This is a genomic window from Streptomyces sp. NPDC088762 (genome assembly GCF_044750905.1).
Lineage (GTDB): Bacteria > Actinomycetota > Actinomycetes > Streptomycetales > Streptomycetaceae > Streptomyces.
Genome location: NZ_JBIVKT010000013.1, coordinates 121,203 through 138,954, shown reverse-complemented (window position 1 = coordinate 138,954; position 17,752 = coordinate 121,203). Strand labels below are relative to the sequence as shown.

At 73.0% G+C, this 17,752-nt stretch carries 13 protein-coding genes; 4 read left to right on the top strand and 9 right to left on the bottom strand.

Annotation, left to right across the window (positions count from 1 at the left end):
• The first annotated feature begins 4 nt into the window (after window positions 1-4).
• From nuoL to nuoN, 3 genes are read left to right on the top strand one after another with little or no spacing between them, the layout of a single operon-like run.
• Window positions 5-1,945, top strand: a complete 1,941-nt coding sequence (gene nuoL, locus ACIP5M_RS26455; RefSeq protein WP_401201372.1) for an NADH-quinone oxidoreductase subunit L — start codon at window positions 5-7, stop codon at window positions 1,943-1,945.
• Between the two features lies 1 nt (window position 1,946).
• Entirely contained in the window at window positions 1,947-3,539 is a 1,593-nt protein-coding gene (locus ACIP5M_RS26450; RefSeq protein WP_401201371.1) for an NADH-quinone oxidoreductase subunit M, read from the top strand.
• Window positions 3,536-5,191 carry an NADH-quinone oxidoreductase subunit NuoN gene (nuoN, locus tag ACIP5M_RS26445; protein ID WP_401201369.1) on the top strand — a complete coding sequence of 552 codons (1,656 nt, stop codon included), beginning with the start codon at window positions 3,536-3,538 and terminating at the stop codon, window positions 5,189-5,191. The genes ACIP5M_RS26450 and nuoN overlap by 4 nt, the downstream gene beginning before the upstream one ends.
• Before the next feature lie 74 nt (window positions 5,192-5,265).
• On the opposite strand, the gene ACIP5M_RS26440 is transcribed toward nuoN, so the two are convergent.
• The 8 genes from ACIP5M_RS26440 to fahA all read right to left on the bottom strand — a co-directional run bounded on the left by ACIP5M_RS26440 (window position 5,266) and on the right by fahA (window position 14,375).
• Window positions 5,266-5,871 (bottom strand): hypothetical protein, encoded by a 606-nt coding sequence (locus tag ACIP5M_RS26440; RefSeq protein ID WP_401201368.1) that lies wholly within the window; start codon window positions 5,869-5,871, stop codon window positions 5,266-5,268.
• Window positions 5,872-6,081: 210 nt separating this feature from the next.
• Complete coding sequence (locus tag ACIP5M_RS26435; protein WP_401201367.1) at window positions 6,082-8,859, bottom strand: fumarate reductase/succinate dehydrogenase flavoprotein subunit; 2,778 nt, start codon at window positions 8,857-8,859, stop codon at window positions 6,082-6,084.
• 22 nt (window positions 8,860-8,881) lie between these two features.
• Window positions 8,882-9,652, bottom strand: coding sequence for an ABC transporter ATP-binding protein (locus ACIP5M_RS26430; protein ID WP_401201365.1), 771 nt, complete (start codon window positions 9,650-9,652; stop codon window positions 8,882-8,884).
• Complete coding sequence (locus ACIP5M_RS26425) at window positions 9,649-10,623, bottom strand: ABC transporter permease (protein WP_401201364.1); 975 nt, start codon at window positions 10,621-10,623, stop codon at window positions 9,649-9,651. The genes ACIP5M_RS26430 and ACIP5M_RS26425 overlap by 4 nt, the downstream gene beginning before the upstream one ends.
• Complete coding sequence (locus ACIP5M_RS26420; RefSeq protein WP_401201362.1) at window positions 10,620-11,966, bottom strand: ABC transporter substrate-binding protein; 1,347 nt, start codon at window positions 11,964-11,966, stop codon at window positions 10,620-10,622. The genes ACIP5M_RS26425 and ACIP5M_RS26420 overlap by 4 nt, the downstream gene beginning before the upstream one ends.
• A gap of 14 nt (window positions 11,967-11,980) precedes the next feature.
• On the bottom strand, window positions 11,981-12,208 hold the full coding sequence (locus ACIP5M_RS26415) for a ferredoxin family protein (protein ID WP_030710222.1): 228 nt from the start codon (window positions 12,206-12,208) through the stop codon (window positions 11,981-11,983).
• A 33-nt stretch (window positions 12,209-12,241) separates the two neighbouring features.
• On the bottom strand, window positions 12,242-13,012 hold the full coding sequence (locus ACIP5M_RS26410; RefSeq protein WP_401201361.1) for a GntR family transcriptional regulator: 771 nt from the start codon (window positions 13,010-13,012) through the stop codon (window positions 12,242-12,244).
• 139 nt (window positions 13,013-13,151) lie between these two features.
• On the bottom strand, window positions 13,152-14,375 hold the full coding sequence (fahA, locus tag ACIP5M_RS26405) for a fumarylacetoacetase (protein WP_401201360.1): 1,224 nt from the start codon (window positions 14,373-14,375) through the stop codon (window positions 13,152-13,154).
• 141 nt (window positions 14,376-14,516) lie between these two features.
• On the opposite strand from fahA, the gene ACIP5M_RS26400 reads away from it, so the two are divergent.
• Complete coding sequence (locus ACIP5M_RS26400) at window positions 14,517-15,335, top strand: Cof-type HAD-IIB family hydrolase (protein WP_401201359.1); 819 nt, start codon at window positions 14,517-14,519, stop codon at window positions 15,333-15,335.
• 226 nt (window positions 15,336-15,561) lie between these two features.
• Here ACIP5M_RS26400 and ACIP5M_RS26395 read toward each other — a convergent pair whose 3' ends face one another.
• Complete coding sequence (locus ACIP5M_RS26395; RefSeq protein WP_401201357.1) at window positions 15,562-17,565, bottom strand: CocE/NonD family hydrolase; 2,004 nt, start codon at window positions 17,563-17,565, stop codon at window positions 15,562-15,564.
• Window positions 17,566-17,752: the final 187 nt, after the last annotated feature.

Genomic DNA, 17,752 nt, shown 5'->3' with positions numbered 1-17,752 from the left:
CACAGTGGAGAATCTGATTGCGCTGCTGGTGGCAGCGCCCCTGCTCGGAGCGGCGGTGCTGCTGTGCGGCGGCCGGCGCCTCGACAAGTCCGGCCACTGGATCGGCACCGTCCTCGCCGCCGTCTCCTTCGGCATCGGCGCGGCGCTGTTCGCCGACATGCTGGGACGCGGCGCCGAGGACCGGGCCCTGCACCAGCGGCTGTTCAGCTGGGTGCCGGTGGAGGGCTTCCAGGCGGACATCGCCTTCCAGCTCGACCAGCTGTCGATGACCTTCGTCCTGCTGATCTCCGGGGTGGGCACGCTCATCCACATGTACTCGATCGGGTACATGGAGCACGACGAGCGCCGCCGCCGCTTCTTCGGCTACCTCAACCTGTTCGTCGCGGCGATGCTCCTGCTGGTCATCGCCGACAACTACCTGCTGCTGTACTTCGGCTGGGAGGGCGTGGGCCTCGCCTCCTACCTCCTGATCGGCTTCTGGCAGCACAAGCCCAGCGCGGCCACCGCCGCGAAGAAGGCCTTCCTGGTCAACCGGGTCGGCGACATGGGCCTGTCGATCGCGATCATGCTGATGTTCACCACCTTCGGGACCTTCGCGTTCGAGCCGGTGCTCGCCTCGGTGGGCAAGACCTCGGAAGGCACGCTGACGGCGATCGGCCTGATGCTGCTGCTGGCCGCCTGCGGCAAGTCGGCCCAGGTGCCGCTGCAGTCCTGGCTCGGTGACGCGATGGAGGGCCCGACCCCGGTCTCGGCCCTCATCCACGCGGCCACCATGGTGACCGCCGGCGTCTACCTGATCGTCCGCTCCGGAGCCGTCTTCAACGGGGCGCCCGACGCCCAGCTGGCGGTCACCGTGGTCGGCGCGGTCACGCTCCTCTTCGGTGCGATCGTCGGTTGCGCGAAGGACGACATCAAGAAGGCCCTCGCCGGGTCGACGATGTCGCAGATCGGCTACATGATCCTCGCCGCGGGCCTCGGCCCGATCGGGTACGTCTTCGCGATCATGCACCTGGTCACGCACGGCTTCTTCAAGGCCGGTCTCTTCCTGGGCGCCGGTTCCGTGATGCACGGGATGAACGACGAGGTCGACATGCGCAAGTACGGCGCCCTGCGCACGTACATGCCGGTCACCTTCGTCACCTTCGGCCTCGGCTACCTGGCCATCATCGGCTTCCCGGGCCTGTCCGGCTTCTTCTCCAAGGACCGCATCATCGATGCCGCCTTCGCGAAGGGCGGTACCGAGGGCTGGATCCTGGGCGGAGTGGCCCTGCTGGGCGCGGCGATCACCGCGTTCTACATGACCCGCGTCATGCTCCTCACCTTCTTCGGCGAGAAGCGCTGGCAGCCGGCCCCCGACGCGGACGAGGTCCCGAGCGCCGAGCCGGCCGCCGAGCACCACGCGGGAGAGCTGCCGCACCCCCACGAGTCCCCGAAGTCGATGACCATCCCGATGATCGTGCTGGCCTTCGGGTCGGTGTTCGCCGGCGGGTTCTTCGGCATCGGCGACCGGTTCCTGAAGTGGCTGGAGCCCGTCACCGGGCACGAGCACGGCCACCCGCCGGTCAGCGCCATGACGGTGACGCTGTCGACCATGGTCGTCCTCGTCGTCGGCGTCGGCATCGCCTGGGCGATGTACGGCCGCAGGCCCGTCCCGGTCGTCGCCCCCCGCGGCTCGCTCCTCACCCGGGCGGCCCGGCGGGACCTGCTCCAGGACGACTTCAACCACGTCGTGCTGGTGCGCGGCGGGGAGCACCTGACCCGCTCGCTCGTGTACCTGGACCACAGCCTCGTCGACGGAGTGGTCAACGGGACGGCCGCCTCGGTCGGCGGGCTGTCGGGCCGGCTGCGCAAGCTCCAGAACGGCTACGCCCGCAGCTACGCGGTCTCGATGTTCGGGGGCACGGCGATCCTGGTCGCCGCGACCCTGCTGATGAGGGCGGTGTGACATGTCCTTTCCCCTGCTGACGGTGACGGCCGCGGTGCCCGCGGCCGGTGCGATCCTGACGGCGGCCGTCCCGGCCGCCCGCAGGACCGCCGCCAAGTGGCTGGCGCTGCTCTTCTCGCTGGCGACCCTGGCGCTGGCCGTGCTCGTCGCGGTCCGCTTCGAGCCCGGTGGCGACCGCTACCAGCTCACCGAATCCCGCCCCTGGATCGCCGACTTCGGCGTGCGCTACGAGCTGGGCGTGGACGGCATCGGGGTGGCGCTCATCGCGCTCACCGCACTGCTGATCCCCTTCGTGATCGCGGCCGGCTGGCACGACGCCGACCCGCTGGAGACCTCCTCGTCGCGCTGGCGGCCGACCCAGGGCTTCTTCGCCCTGATCCTGCTGGTCGAGGCGATGGTGATCATCTCCTTCGAGGCCACCGACGTCTTTGTCTTCTACATCTTCTTCGAAGCCATGCTCATCCCGATGTACTTCCTCATCGGCGGCTTCGGGGACCGGGCTCACTCGGGTTCCGACGAGAACGCGGCCGCACAGCGCTCGTACGCGGCGGTCAAGTTCCTCCTCTACAACCTGGTCGGCGGCCTGATCATGCTGGCCGCGGTCATCGGGCTCTACGTGGTCGCCGGGAACTTCTCGCTCCAGGAGATCGCCGCCGCCCGTGCCGCGGGCACGCTGGACATGGCGACCAACACCGAGCGGCTGCTCTTCCTCGGTTTCTTCTTCGCCTTCGCGGTGAAGGCCCCGCTGTGGCCGCTGCACACCTGGCTGCCGAACGCGATGGGCGAGGCCACCGCCCCGGTCGCGGTCCTGATCACCGCGGTTGTCGACAAGGTCGGCACCTTCGCGATGCTCCGCTTCTGCCTCGGGCTCTTCCCCGAGGCGAGCAAGTGGGCCACGCCGGTGATCCTCGTCCTGGCCCTGATCAGCATCGTCTACGGCGCGCTGGTCGCGGTCGGGCAGCGGGACATCAAGCGGCTGGTCGCCTACGCCTCGATCTCGCACTTCGGATTCATCATCCTGGGCATCTTCGCGATGACCTCCCAGGGCCAGTCCGGGGCGACGCTCTACATGGTCAACCACGGGATCTCCACCGCCGCGCTGATGCTGGTGGCCGGCTTCCTGATCTCGCGGCGCGGCTCGCGGCTCATCGCCGACTACGGCGGCGTCCAGAAGGTGGCCCCGGTCCTCGCCGGCACCTTCCTGGTCGGCGGCCTGGCCACCCTCTCCCTGCCCGGGCTCGCCCCCTTCGTCAGTGAGTTCCTGGTCCTGGTCGGCACCTTCGCCCGGTACCCGGTGGTCGGCATCATCGCCACCATCGGCATCGTGCTGGCCGCGCTCTACACGCTGGTGCTCTACCAGCGCACGATGACCGGCCCGGTGAAGGAGGAGGTCCGCACCATGCCGGACCTGCGCCTGCGCGAGCTGCTGGTGGTCGCTCCGCTGATCGCCCTGCTGATCGGGCTGGGCGTGTACCCGAAGGTGCTGACCGACATCGTCAACCCGGCGGTGGAGCACACCCTGTCGGACGTGAAGCAGACGGACCCGAAGCCCGAGGTCGCCGTCGAGGCCAAGAATGGGGAGGCGGCGAAGTGAGCACGGTGACTGCTGCCCACAGCCTGTGGACACTGGCGGCGGCCGCTCCGGCCGACCGGATCCCGGCACCGAAGATCGAGTACGCACAGCTCGCGCCCACGCTGATCGTGGTGGGTGCGGCCGTTCTCGGAGTCCTCGTCGAGGCCTTCGTACCGCGCAAGTCCCGTTACGCGGTCCAGGTGTTCCTCGCCGTCGCCGCGCTGGCCTCGGCCTTCGCGGCGGTCGTCGGCCTCGCGGCCGGCGGGTACGGGTCCACCAAGGCCCACATCGCGGCGATGGGCGCCATCGCCGTCGACGGCCCGGCACTGTTCCTGCAGGGCACCATCCTGCTGGCCTCGGTCGTCGCGGTGTTCACCTTCGCGGAACGGCGCCTCGACCCGGCCGCCCACGGCAACCGGGTGGACTCCTTCGCGGCCCAGGCGGCGTCCGTACCGGGCAGCGAGAGCGAGAAGGCCGCCGTCAAGGCGGGCTTCACCACCACCGAGGTCTTCCCGCTCGCCCTGTTCGCGATCTCCGGGATGCTGATCTTCCCGGCGGCCGACGACCTGCTGACGCTGTTCATCGCGCTGGAGGTCTTCTCGCTCCCGCTGTACCTGCTCTGCGCCGTCGCCCGCCGCCAGCGGCTGATGTCGCAGGAGGCCGCGGTCAAGTACTTCTTGCTGGGCGCCTTCTCGTCCGCCTTCCTGCTGTTCGGCATCGCGCTGCTCTACGGGTACGCGGGCTCGGTCTCGTACGCGGCCATCGCCGACGTGGTCGACGGCACGGTCTCGAAGATCGACCCGGCGCTTGCCTCCACCATGGGCAACGACGCGCTGCTGCTGATCGGCGGCGCGCTGATCCTGATGGGCCTGCTCTTCAAGGTCGGCGCCGTCCCCTTCCACATGTGGACCCCGGACGTCTACCAGGGTGCCCCGACCCCGGTCACCGGCTTCATGGCGGCGGCGACGAAGGTGGCCGCCTTCGGCGCGCTGCTGCGGCTGCTGTACGTGGTCCTGCCGGGTCTGCGGTGGGACTGGCGGCCGGTGATGTGGGCGGTGGCCATCGTCACGATGCTGGCGGGCGCGGTCATCGCCGTGACCCAGACGGACGTCAAGCGGCTCCTGGCGTACTCCTCGATCGCGCACGCGGGCTTCATCCTGGCCGGTGTGATCGCCACCTCGGCGGAGGGCGTCAAGTCCGTCCTGTTCTACCTGGGCGCGTACTCCTTCGTGACGATCGGCGCCTTCGCGGTGGTCACGCTGGTGCGGGACGCCGGCGGCGAGGCCACACACCTGTCCAAGTGGGCGGGTCTGGGGCGTCGTTCGCCGCTGACGGCGGCCGTGTTCGCCGTCTTCCTGCTGGCCTTCGCGGGCATTCCGCTGACCTCCGGCTTCGCCGGCAAGTTCGCCGTCTTCAAGGCGGCGGCGGAGGGCGGCGCGGGGGCGCTGGTCGTGGTCGGTGTCATCTCGTCCGCGATCGCCGCGTTCTTCTACATCCGGGTGATCGTCCTGATGTTCTTCAGCGAGCCGAAGGCCGACGGCCCGACGGTGGCCGTCCCCTCGCCGCTGACGATGACCACCATCGCGGTGGGCGTCGCGGTCACGCTGGTCCTGGGCGTGGCCCCGCAGTACTTCCTGGACCTGGCGGGGCAGGCGAGCACCTTCGTCCGCTGACCCGGTCCGCACGGCACGGGCAAGGGCCCGGCCCCCCTCGACGGGGGGCCGGGCCCTTTGCCGTGCGCCACCGGTCAGCGGCCGTGCGGGTGCGCGGGCTGCGCCGGGGCGGCGGACTTCCCCGGACAGGTCAGCGCCGGGTTCCAGTTGTGGAAACGGCCCGCCGGGTTCTCCTCGTACGCCCACATGTGGAGGTCGTAGTGCTTGGGCATGCCCGCCCAGTGGCCCGGCATCGGACCGTCGAAGGGCAGCCCGAACATGCTCGGGCGGTCGTCGCTGGTCTTCAGGTCCTGGTCCCCGTCGGTGGCCATCCACTCCACGGTCTGGAGCTTGCGCCGTCCGTGGCGGTCCTTCTGCGTGCTGTAGAGCAGAGCGGTCGGCCTGGCGGGGTCCTTGGAACCCCAGTTGGCCTGTTTGACGTAGTGGTAGCCCATGGAGCCCACCCCGAACGGGTTGGTCATGCACTCCTGGCCGTGCGGGACGTAGCCGTCCTTGAGCGCCTCCCGCTCGTCGGCGTACTTGGCGGTCACCGCGACCGCCGTCGCCATGTCCTTCATGGCCTTGTGGTCGTGCGGGTCGGGGGCCGGCCCCTCCACGGCATGGGCCGGGGCCACGGCGGCCAGGCCCAGCGCCACGGCGGCCGCGCAGGCGAGGACGGTCTTCGGGCTGCGTACGGGCATGGGGGCGGCTCCTCGCGGTGGGGTACGGAGTACGGGTTCCCGGTACCGGTCGTCCGTCCACCATCCCGGCCGGGAACCCACCGCGCACGCGGCGCGCCCCCAAACGGGGGCACGGCGGAGCCGGGTTGGGCCGGGCCTGACGCGGCCGCGTCAGGCCCGGCCGCGTCAGGCCCGGCCGCGTCGGGCCCGGCCCGTCGGACCCGGCCCCCGTCAGGCGCGGGCCGCGTACGCGCGGACGTCCGCGTCCGGGTCGGTGACGGCCGTGGCGAGGGCGGCGCGGGCCTCCTCGGTGCCGCGGTGGGCCCGCAGGGCCAGGACCGCCGCCTTGCGGACGTCCGCGTTCGGGTCGGCCAGCGCCTTGGCCAGGGCCGGTACGGCCGCCTCCGCGGCGGCGGCCGACAGCGCGGCGGCGGCCCCCGCCCGGACCTGCCAGGTGGGATCGGCCAGCGCCGCCACCGCGGGCCCGGCGTACCCCGCCGGGCAGCCGGCGTGGGCCAGCGCCCCGAAGGCGGCGCCCCGCACCAGCGGATCGGGGTCGCCGAGCAGCGGGTCGAGCGAGGCCGGGGCGGGGTCCCGCACGGCGGCGAGTCCCTTGGCGACGGCCACCCGGACCTCGCGCGCCGGGTCCGCGGCGGCGACGGTCAGCGCCGGTACCGCGTCCACCGACACCAGCGCCCGCACGGCGTGGATCCGGACCTCCGGTTCGGCATCGGCCAGCGACACGGCATACAGCTCGGCGTCGCCCAGCCGCAGCACGCGCAGTGCCTCCAGCGCGGCCGCGCGCACCACGGCGTCCGGCACGGCGAGGGCGGCGCGCAGCCCGGCGCCCAGCTCCGGGCTGCCCGGCAGTACCTCCAGCAGCTCGCGCAGCGCGCCCGCGGCGGCGGCCCGTACGGCGGGAGCCGCGTCCGCCAGGCGCAGCGTCAGCGCGGGCCCGGCCCCGGGCGGCACGGTCTCGCCGAGTGCGGCGACCGCGGCCGACCGGACCGCGGGGTCGGGGTCGGTCAGGTAGGGCCGCAGGGCGGCCAGGTCGGGGGACTCCTCGGCGAGGGCGAGCAGTTCGAGGATCCGCGGCGATCCGGTCCCCCCGCCCTCGGAGCCGGCGGGCTCACCGGCTGCGGCGCCCGCCCCGGTGCCCGGTTCCGCCCCCGCGGCTGCGGACTCCGCCGGGCCGGATCCCGGCCCCGTGCCCCCGCCGGCCCGCGCCGGAGCCGCCTCCCGGGGCCCGGCGGTCGCCACCGCGACGAGTTCCACCTCGCCCAGGTGGCGTTCGGGGCCGCCCTCCGGGGTGAAGCCGTCCACCGGGACCAGGTACGGCTCCACGGGCCGGGCCGTGAACTCCATCGCCCCCGAAGCGGACTTGCGCAGGTCCAGATGGTGCAGCCAGCCCGCGTCGTCCCGCTCCGGGTGGTCGAGCCGCTCGTGGTAGAGGCCCCAGCGGGACTCCGTCCGGGCCAGCGAGGACCGGGCCGCCATCTCCGCGCAGTCGCGGATGAAGGACACCTCCGCGCACCGCATCAGCTCGTGGGCCGTCCGCGCGCCCATCTCGGCGATCTCGGACTCCATACGGGCGAAGGCCTCCACGGCGAGGGACAGCTTCGCGCCCGTCTTCGGCGGCGCCACGTAGTCGTTGACGAACCGCCGCAGCTTGTACTCCACCTGCGGCTGCGGCGGCCCGTCGGGCCGGCGCAGCGGACGGTAGATCAGTTCGTGGGCCTCCGCCAGCTGGCCGGCCGGCAACTCGCCGTCGTACGCCGTGTACCGGGAGGCGTCGGCGCCCGCCAGGTCACCGAAGACGAACGCCCCGATCATGTAGTTGTGCGGTACGGAGGCCAGGTCCCCGGCGGCGTACAGCCGGGGCACGGTGGTGCGCGCGTGGTCGTCGACGCGCACGCCCGAGGCGGAGTGGCCCCCGCACAGGCCGATCTCCGAGATGTGCATCTCGATGTCGTGCGTGCGGTAGTCGTGGCCGCGGCCCTCGTGGAAGGTGCCGCGCGTGGGCCGCTCGGTGGTGTGCAGGATCGATTCGAGGGAGGCCACCGACTCCTCGGGGAGGTGGCTCAGCTTCAGGTACACGGGCGCCCGGTCGGAGGCGAGTTCGGCCGCGAACTCCGCCATCATCTGGCCGGACCAGTAGTCGGAGTCCACGAACCGCTCGCCGTGCCGGTTGACCTGGTAGCCGCCGAAGGGGTTCGCGACGTACGCGCACGCCGGCCCGTTGTAGTCCTTGATCAGCGGGTTGATCTGGAAGCACTCGATCCCGGTCAGCGCGGCGCCCGCGTGGTAGGCCATGGCGTAGCCGTCGCCCGCGTTGGTCGGGTTCTCGTACGTCCCGTAGAGGTAGCCGGAGGCCGGCAGGCCGAGCCGGCCGCACGGGCCCGTCGCGAGGATCACCGCCCCCGCGCGCACGGTCACGAAGGCGCCGGTGCGGGTGTTGAAGGCGGCCGCGCCGATCGCCCGGCCGTCCTCGGGCGAGGTGAGGACGCGGACCGGCATCACCCGGTTCTCGATGCGGATCCGCTCGCGCATCTCGCGGCGCCGCAGCTGCCGGTAGAGGACCTTCTTGACGTCCTTGCCCTCGGGCATGGGCAGCACGTAGGAGCCCGAGCGGTGGACCTGGCGCACCGCGTACTCGCCGTGCTCGTCCTTCTCGAACTTCACCCCGTACGACTCCAGGCGCTGGACCATCGCGAAACCGCGGGTGGCGGTCTGGCGGACCGTGGACTGGTCGACGACGCCGTCGTTGGCGCGGGTGATCTCGGCGACATAGTCGTCGGGCTCGGCGCGGCCGGGGACGACGGCGTTGTTGACCCCGTCCATGCCCATGGCGAGGGCGCCGGAGTGGCGGACGTGCGCCTTCTCCAGGAGCAGGACGCGGGCCCCGCGCTCGGCGGCGGTCAGCGCGGCCATCGTGCCGGCGGTGCCGCCGCCGATGACGAGGACGTCGCAGGAGAGTTCCTCGGCGTCGCCGATCGCGGGGATGTCCACGGTGGGTTGCCTTTCCGTTCGGTCAGAGGGAGTCGATGATCTGCTGCCGCAGGGCGGCGTGCGCGGCCGCGCGGGCGCGGTCCCGGGGGTGCGGGACGTCGAGTACGTCGAGGGCACGGCCGGTGCCGAGCACGGCGACGCGGTCGCCGACGAAGAGGGCCTCGTCCACGTCGTGGGTGACGAAGACGACGGTCGCGCCGGTGCCGGCGAGTACGTCCACGAGGAGGTCCTGCATCTCGGCCCGGGTCTGGGCGTCGAGCGCGCCGAAGGGTTCGTCCATGAGGACGGCGCGGGGGCGCGCGGCGAGGGCGCGGGCCAGCTGTACGCGCTGGCGCTGGCCGCCGGAGAGCTGGTGCGGCAGCCGGTTCGCGTGCGCGGCGAGCCCCACCCGCTCCAGCCACTCCTCGGCCACGCGCCGCCGCTCGGCGCGGGGCAGCCGGGACCCGGCCGCGGGGCCGGTCCGCCCGATGGCCAGGGGGAGTTCGACATTGGCGCGGACCGTGCGCCAGGGGAGGAGGGCGTCGTCCTGGAAGACCAGGGCGCGGTCGGCGGCCGGGCCGGTGACGGGGGCGCCGTCCTGCTCGACCACGCCGCCGAGGGGCGGCAGCAGCCCGGCCAGGGTGCGCAGCAGTGTGGACTTCCCGCATCCGGAGGGGCCGACGACCGCCAGTACCTCGCCTGCCCCGACCGTGAGGTCGAGCCCGTCGAGGATGACGCCCTCGCGGTGCCCGAGCCGTGCCCCGCGCAGGGCGAGGGCGGCGCCGGTCCTTCGGGCGGTCGGGGTGGTGGTCACTTCAGCGTCCCTCCGGTGGTCGTGGCCTGCGGGGCTGTTCCCCTGCCCGCCCTGTCGTCGTTTCCGGGGGCTGCGTCCCCGTCCCAGAGCTCCGCGCCGGGTGCGCCCCCACGCCGCACCGGCTGGAGAGCCCGCCCGGCCGGGGGCCGCAGCGGCAGCCGGGCCGGGCGGGAGGTCCGGGATGCGGCGGCCGGAGGCGGGGAGACGGCGGGCCGGGGCAGCCAGGACGTGAGGCGGCGGCCCAGCAGCTCGACCCCGGTCGCCGTGAGCCAGCCGAGGGCGCCGATGGTGACCATGCCGACGAAGACGCCGGGGTAGTCGACCACCGTGTAGTCCTGCCAGGTGCGGTAGCCGACGCCGTACTCCCCGGAGATCATCTCGGCCGAGATCACGCAGATCCAGGACACCCCGATGCCGACGGACAGCCCCCCGAAGATGCCCGGCAGGGCCCCCGGCAGGACCACGGAGAACAGGATCCGCGCCCGGCCCCCGCCCATCGTCAGCACCGCCTCCTCCCACACCGGCGACAGCGCCCCCACCGCGTGCCGCGTCGAGACCAGCACCGGGAAGAAGGCGGCCGCGCAGGTGATGAAGACGATCCCCTGCTCGTTGGTGGGGAAGAGGAGGATCGCCACCGGGACGAGCGCGATGGCCGGGACCGGCCGCGCCACCTCCAGCAGCGGGCCCAGCAGATCGGCCGCGATCCGGGACCGGGCGATCGCCGTGCCCGCCGCCACGCCCAGGACCGCGGCGAGCGCGAAGCCCGCCACGATCCGGCGCAGGCTGGAACCGAGGTCCTGCCAGTACGCCGCGGCCCCCGCCCGCCGTGCGAACGCCGACGCCACCTCGTCCACCGTCGGGAACTGCTCGAAACGCAGCCACAGGTTCACGTCCAGCGAGGTCAGCCCCTGCCACAGGAGCAGGGCCGCGCCGAGCGAAACCGCCCGCAGCGCCCAGCGCCCGGCCGTCATGACGCCAGCGCTCCGGCTTCGGCGAAGCTCACGACCCGCGCCCCGGACTCCCGGTGCTGGTCGACGTACGCCTTCGCGCCGGCCGGCGTGACGAAGGCCCGCAGCTCGGGGCCCTCGGCCACCCACACCGCCTTGTCCGCGAACCACAGCGTCCCCGTCACCGCGTCCGGCACGTACGCCGCCCGGACGTCCGCACCGCGCGCGGCCTTGAGCAGCTCGCGCGGGGAGTCGAAGCTCTGCGTGCGGGCCTGCCCCTTGAGCCACAGTTCGGGGCGCGCGGCCGCCGCCTTCGGGTACTCCGGCGCGCCCGCCGCGGCCCGCTTCAGGGGCTCGGCGTCCACGAAGCCGTCCACGTCCACGTCGCCGACCAGCTTGGCCGCCTTCAGGACCGGCACGTCCTGCTTCAGCGCGTCGACCAGTTCCGGGCGCAGGGCCGGGTCGAAGGTCGCGATGCCGTTCGCCCCGTTGTAGAGGTACACCACCTCCGCCGGCAGGCCGGTCTCCTTGGCCACCGACTCGGCGGCCGCGACCGGCTCCGTCCGCAGGTGATCGGTGGCCCGGCGCTGCGCGCGCAGGAAGTCGTCCAGTACGCCGGCCCGTTCGCGCGCGAACTTCTCGCGCACGGTGACGCCGTGGAAGGTCGGCAGGTTCAGCTCGGCGCCGTCGTACAAGGCCTTCGCCCGCCCCTCGTAGGTCAGCTGCCCCGGCCACGCCACGAACTGCGAGAGCGCGTCCGCGCTGCCCGCCTGGAGCGCCGAAGCGCCCACGCTGGGCTGCTGGTTCAGCTTCTGGATGCCGCTGTCCGGGTCGATGCCGGCGCGCTGCAGGGCCCGTACGAGGGTTCCGTCGGCGGCGGAGCCGACGCTGGTCGACACCTTCTTGCCGCGCAGGTCGGCGAGCGACTCCAGCTTCGAATCCGGGGCGGTGACCACGGTGTTGAGGCCGCCGCGCAGGTTGTAGCCGGTCACCGAGACCAGATGGGTGGCCTGGCCCAGCTCCTTGCCGCGCGCCGCGTTGATGAGGAGCGGGAAGTCACCCATCGAACCGATGTCGATCTTCCCGGCGGTCATCTGGGCGGTGATGGGGGCGCCGGTGGCGTAGTCCTGCCAGTCCACCTTGTAGGTGACCCCGTCCTTCTTGCCGCGCTCGGCCAGCTCCTGCTCGAAGTAGCCGAGGGAGCGCAGCAGGGTGCCGGCGGTGACGGTGTTGATGGTCTTGGACTGGTAGCCGACGGTCACGGTGACCGTCCTGGAGCCCGAGGCCCCGGACGCGTCGCCGCCGCACGCGGTGGCCAGCGGGGCGAGGAGCAGGAGGAGAGCGGGCACGAGTGCCTTGGTACGCATGGGAGCAGGGCCTTTCACCGGAGCAGGTAGGGCATGTTGACGGTCACCGCGCCGGTGGGGCAGCGGGCGGCGCACGGGCCGCAGTACCAGCACTCGTCGACGTGCATGTACGCCTTGCCGTTGTCCTCGCGGATCGCGAGCGAGTCGAGCGGACACATGTCGACGCAGAGCGTGCAGCCGTCGATGCACAGGGACTCGTCGATGGTCACGGGCACGTCGCCGCGCTGGGGGACCAGAGGCATGGCTGTCTCCAGGAAGGTGGGTACGCAAGGGGGTCAGAGGGAGCGGCGCAGCAGGCCGCTCATGGTGATCCGGTCGCCGCGGAAGCGGATGAACTCCAGGTCCACGGGGCGTCCGTCGGCGAGGTGGGTGAGCCGCTCCAGCATCAGGACGGCGGCCCCGCGCGGGGCCTGGAGGACGGCGGCGGAGTGCGCGTCGGCGTTGACGGCCTCCAGGGTGATCTCGGCGTGCCCGAGGGGCTGCCCGGTGAGCCGTTCCAGGAGCCGGAAGACGTCCGTGTTCTCCAGATCGCAGCCGAGCAGCCCGGCGCCGATGTCCATCGGGACGTAGGTGAGGTCGAGGGAGAGCGGCAGCCCGCCCAGGCGGCGCAGCCGCTCGATGTAGAGCACGTCGGCGTGCTCGGGCAGGCCGAGGCGGCCCGCGACCGGGGCGGGGGCGCGGACGGGGCCGACGGTGCGGACCTCGTTGGTGACCCGGCCGTGCTCGTGGAGGGTTTCGGCCAGCCCCTGGAGGCGGTCCAGGCCGTGCGGGTACTTCTCGCAGACGACGACGGTGCCGACGCCCGGCCGGCGCTCCACCAGCTGCTCCCCGCGCAGCAGGTCGAGGGCCTGGCGGACGGTGTTGCGGCCGGCGCCGTAGTCGGCGGCCAGGGTGTCCTCCAGCGGGAGGACCCCGCCGGGAAACGCGCCCGCCAGGATCTGGTGGCGGAGCAGGTCGGCGAGCTGGCGCGCCTGGTCCGCGCGCAGCCGCCGCCGGCGCGCGGCGGCGACCGGGACGGTGTGCGTGGCGGTGCGTTCGGCTGGCATGCCACGGAACATACCGACGGGGTGCCACGTGTGGTGTTGCCGCAGTATTGCGCCACCAGACGACTCAAGCGCACCGCTGTGACCTGCGGTTACGCCGGGGTGGCCGAAAGATCCGCCACCCCGGCGACCACAGTGTGGACTACCGCGATCCCACGATGCGGCCGGTGACCTCGCCGAGGCCCACGCGCGTGCCGTCGGCCCCGGGGGCCCAGGCGGTCAGGGTGACGGTGTCCCCGTCCTCCAGGAAGGTGCGCTTGCCGTCGGTGAGTTCGATGGCGTCGCGGCCGTTCCAGGTCAGCTCCAGCAGCGAGCCGCGCTGGCCGGTCTCGGGGCCGCTGACGGTCCCGGAGCCGTACACGTCACCGGTGCGCAGGGAGGCGCCGTTGACGGTCATGTGCGCGAGCTGCTGCGCGGCGGTCCAGTACATGGAGGCGAACGGCGGCTGCGCCACCTCCTGGCCGTTGATGGAGACGGTGATGCGCAGGTCGAAGCCGCCGGGGCGGTCGACGGCGGAGTCGTCCAGGTAGGGCAGGAGGGGGAAGTCCCGGGCGGGCGGGGCGACCCGGGCGGCCTCCAGCGCCTCCAGCGGGGTCACCCATGCGGAGACGGACGTCGCGAAGGACTTGCCGAGGAAGGGGCCGAGCGGCACGTACTCCCAGGCCTGGATGTCGCGCGCCGACCAGTCGTTGAGGAGGAAGAGCCCGAAGACGTGGTCCTCGAACTCGCCCAGCGCCACCGGGCGACCCAGCTCGGAGGGCGTGCCGACGACGAAGCCGACCTCGGCCTCGATGTCGAGCTTGACGGACGGGCCGAAGACGGGCGCGGGGTCGGCGGGCGCCTTGCGCTGGCCGCAGGGCCGTACGACGTCGGTCCCCGAGACCACGATGGTCCCGGACCGGCCGTGGTAACCGATCGGCAGGTGCTTCCAGTTCGGGGTCAGCGCGTCCCCGTCCGGCCGGAAGATCCGTCCGACGTTGGTGGCGTGGTGCTCGCTCGCGTAGAAGTCGACGTAGTCCGCGACCTCGTACGGCAGGTGCAGGGTGACGGCGTCGAGCGGCGTGAGGTGCGGCTCCACGGTGGGGCGGTGGCCGGGGTCGGTGACCCAGGCGGTCAGCGCGCGGCGCACGTCGCGCCAGGCCGTGCGCCCGGCGGCGAGCAGCGGGTTGAGCGAGGACTGACCGAGCAGCCCGGCGTACGGGGACCCGAGCGCGACGGCGGCGGCCCCCGCGTCGAGGACGTGTCCGCCGATCCGCACACCGATCCGGCGACGGCCGTCCTGCGCGGTCGAGAAGACGCCGTACGGGAGGTTGTGCGGCCCGAACGGGTCGCCCTCGGGGACATCGAGGGGGCTCTGCTGGGGCATGGGGTACTGCCTCGCTTTCGACGCGGTCCGGGGGTGTCCCGGGGGCTGGTTGACACGTTACGTGGCAGGTGGGGCCTGCGGGAGGCCGGATTCGGGCGCTATTTGTAGGACTTGTCCAAGGGGGTCCGTATCCTTGGCGCCGTGACTTCCGCCCCGCCTCCGGCCCTCCCCTACGCCTTGATCGCCACTGACCTGGACGGGACTCTGCTGCGCGCCGGTGACACCGTCTCCGCCCGCTCGTACGCGGCGCTCGCCACGGCCCGCGCGGCCGGCGCCCGGCACATCATCGTCACCGGCCGACCCGTCCCGCAGGTCCGGCACGTCCTGGACAGCCTTGGCTACACGGGGCTCGCGGTGTGCGGGCAGGGCGCGCAGGTGTACGACGCGGCGCGCGGGCGCCTGCTGCACTCCGTGTCCATGGACCGCGGGCTGGCCGAGGTGGCCCTCGGCAAGATCGAGGCGGAGATCGGCGAGGTCTACGCGGCGGTCAACCAGGAGGGGATCGACGCGGAGATGCTGATGGGTCCGGGCTACCGGATGTGGCACCCGCACCTGCCGACGGTGCGGGTGCCGAGACGGTCGGACCTGTGGTCGGCCCCGATCAACAAGGTGCTGCTCCAGCACCCGCGGCTGGACGACGACGAACTGACGCGGGTGGCGCGGGCGGTGGTCGGGGACCTCGTGAACGTGACGATGGCGGGGGAGCACACGGTGGAACTCCAGCCGCCGGGCATCGACAAGGCGAGCGGGCTCGCGCGGGCCGCCGCGGTTCTGGGGGTGTCGCCCTCCTCGACGATCGCCTTCGGCGACATGCCGAACGACATCCCGATGTTCGCCTGGGCGGCCCACGGGGTGGCGATGGCGAACGCCCACCGCGAGCTGGTGGCCGTCGCCGACGAGGTGACCCTCTCGAACGAGGAGGACGGCATCGCGGTGGTCCTGGAGCGCCTGTTCGGCTGACCGCCGGCTCCGGGGGCTCCGCCCCCGCACCCCCGCGCCTCAAACGCCGGCGGGGCTGGATGTGGCGGGCAAAACCAGCCCCTCCGGCGTTTGAGGCGCGGGGGTGCGGGGCGGAGCCCCGGATCTTTGGCCCGCAGTCGGGCGTTCAGACCAGGGAAATCCAGCCCCTCCGGCGTTTGAGGCGCGGGGTCCGGGGCGGAGCCCCAGGGCCGCCCGCCAGGGCGGTTCAGCCCGCGGTTCGGGGGAGCCGGCGTTCCCACGTCCGGTGGAAGACGACCTCGCCCCCCTCCCGGCAGACGACCTCGTTCGACGTCAGGAAGCCCCCCTCGTCGCACCAGGTCTCGGAACGGGTCTCGATCCGCACGTCCCAGCCCAGCTCCGGCCGGTGCATCCTGATCCGCCACTCCGAGCGCGCCCGCGCCGACAGCGGGTCCGCGTCCTGGATCTCGTACGACTCGGTGGCGTCCTCGGCGTACTCCAGCCCGTCCGGGTACACCCGCGTGCCTCCGTACCGCGGGTCCACCTCCAGCCGCCACCGCCCGCCCGCGACATCCCGTACCACCACCCGCTCCGGACGCGGTTCGTCCAGCGTCTCCGGGACGACCACCCCCAGCGGCTGCGACTGCTCCGGCGCCTCGAAGACGATCCCCGCGTCCGAGGAGGACGGCGCCCGCACCGGCAGCGTCAGCTCGCTGCCCGCCGGGTCCAGGGTCCAGCCCGCCTCCGAGCCGGCCCGCGGCCAGATCCACGGCCAGTAGGCGGAGGACAGGGCCAGCCGGATGCGGTGACCCGGCGCGAAGGCGTGGCCGATGCCGCTCAGCTCGAAGGTGACGTCCCCGTACGAGCCCACCGGCCACGGCACCGCCCGGTCCCGCCCCTCCCGGGCGGACAGGTTCAGCGCGCCCCGGGTCACCAGCGTCGAGGACCCGTCCGGGGCCACGTCGCACAGCCGGGCGGCGATCTGCCCGTACGGCACGTCCAGCCGCAGCCGCACGGTCACCGAGGGCCGCCCCAGGATCTCCACCGGCTCCCCCTCCGCCACCGGGAACTCGAAGCAGGCCGACTTCGCGTCCTCCTCCCGCTGGTCCGGCGGCAGGTCGGCGTCGTGGCCCAGGGGGAGGAACCGGCCCGCGTCGAGCCCGGTGTGCTGCGGGGAGGCGACGGCCACCGGCGCGCCCTGGAGCCCGTACGCGACGGGGATGACCGACGCCGACGGCCAGGCCCCGTCCCCGACCCAGCGGCCCGGCAACTCCTCGTACACCGTCGCCGGCGGGTGGGAGTCGCCGATCCAGGAGCGGAGCAGCGGTTCGTCCATCACGCCGTTGTCCACCCCCTTGAGCCAGTGGTCCCACCAGCGCAGGGTCTCCTGGAGGAAGCCGATCGCCGGCCCCGGCGGCAGCCCGCGGTCCGGGTACTGGTGCGACCACGGCCCGATCAGCCCCCGTACCCGGCCGGCCGGCAGGTGCTCCACCAGCCGGAGCACGGTGTCCCGGTGGGGGTCGTGCCAGCCGCCCACCGCGAACACCGCCGCGCCGATCGCCGCGTAGTCCTCGCGGACGCTGCCGTGGCGCCAGTAGCCGTCGCGGGTCTGGTGCGACAGCCAGGTGTGGATCAGCGGTTCCACGGCCTCCAGCCGGTCCAGCCACTGCCGCCGCCAGCCCTCGCCCGCGTACAGCGGGTCCGGCGGGCGCGAGGCGAAGGCCAGCAGGGTCGCCGCCCACGCGTGCATGTCCCCGGCCGGCACCGAGCCGCCCATGGAGTGCCCGCCGTCGTCGTACCGGTCGTCGCCCGAGCAGACGGTGACGACCGCCTTCAGCGGCTCGGGGGCCAGCGCGGCGATCCGGAGGCTGTTGGAGCCGCCCCAGGAGATCCCGAACATCCCCACCGACCCCGAGCACCAGGGCTGGGCCGCCAGCCACCGCACCACCGCGACCCCGTCGGCGAGCTCGCGGGCGTCGTACTCGTCGCCGGGGAGGCCGCCGCTGCACCCGTGGCCGCGTACGTCCACCCGTACGGAGGCGTAGCCGTGTCCCGCGTACCAGGGATGGCGCTGCCAGTCGCGGGGCGCGGTCCAGTCGGTGAGCCGGTACGGGAGGTACTCCAGCAGCGCCGGCACGGGCTCGTCGGTCACCGGGCGCCAGACGCGGGCGTACAGCAGGACGCCGTCGGCCAGTGGGATCCGGACATCCTCGCGGGTGGTCTCGTACGGGAAATCGGTGCGGATGATCATCGGAATGGGGTTGCCGCGGTCGTCATTCTGGACAAAGCGCACGCTCCGGTCGTTTCAGCTCCTCAAGAACATACCGGTGCGCTTCGGGCGATGCGCGGGTGGCGTCCGGACAGGCGCTCTCGGTGATCGAAAACAGACCCGATACGCTGGCTTGAGTGATGGCAGCGACACATCGACAATCCAGGTG

What these genes read in the sequence shown, in the direction of transcription:
- ACIP5M_RS26450 (WP_401201371.1), top strand. Translation starts at nt 1,947, where the DNA reads ATGTCCTTTCCCCTGCTGACGGTGACGGCCGCGGTGCCCGCGGCCGGT.
- ACIP5M_RS26440 (WP_401201368.1), bottom strand. Translation starts at nt 5,871, where the DNA reads ATGCCCGTACGCAGCCCGAAGACCGTCCTCGCCTGCGCGGCCGCCGTG.
- ACIP5M_RS26425 (WP_401201364.1), bottom strand. Translation starts at nt 10,623, where the DNA reads ATGACGGCCGGGCGCTGGGCGCTGCGGGCGGTTTCGCTCGGCGCGGCC.
- ACIP5M_RS26420 (WP_401201362.1), bottom strand. Translation starts at nt 11,966, where the DNA reads ATGCGTACCAAGGCACTCGTGCCCGCTCTCCTCCTGCTCCTCGCCCCG.
- ACIP5M_RS26415 (WP_030710222.1), bottom strand. Translation starts at nt 12,208, where the DNA reads ATGCCTCTGGTCCCCCAGCGCGGCGACGTGCCCGTGACCATCGACGAG.
- ACIP5M_RS26410 (WP_401201361.1), bottom strand. Translation starts at nt 13,012, where the DNA reads ATGCCAGCCGAACGCACCGCCACGCACACCGTCCCGGTCGCCGCCGCG.
- fahA (WP_401201360.1), bottom strand. Translation starts at nt 14,375, where the DNA reads ATGCCCCAGCAGAGCCCCCTCGATGTCCCCGAGGGCGACCCGTTCGGG.
- ACIP5M_RS26395 (WP_401201357.1), bottom strand. Translation starts at nt 17,565, where the DNA reads ATGATCATCCGCACCGATTTCCCGTACGAGACCACCCGCGAGGATGTC.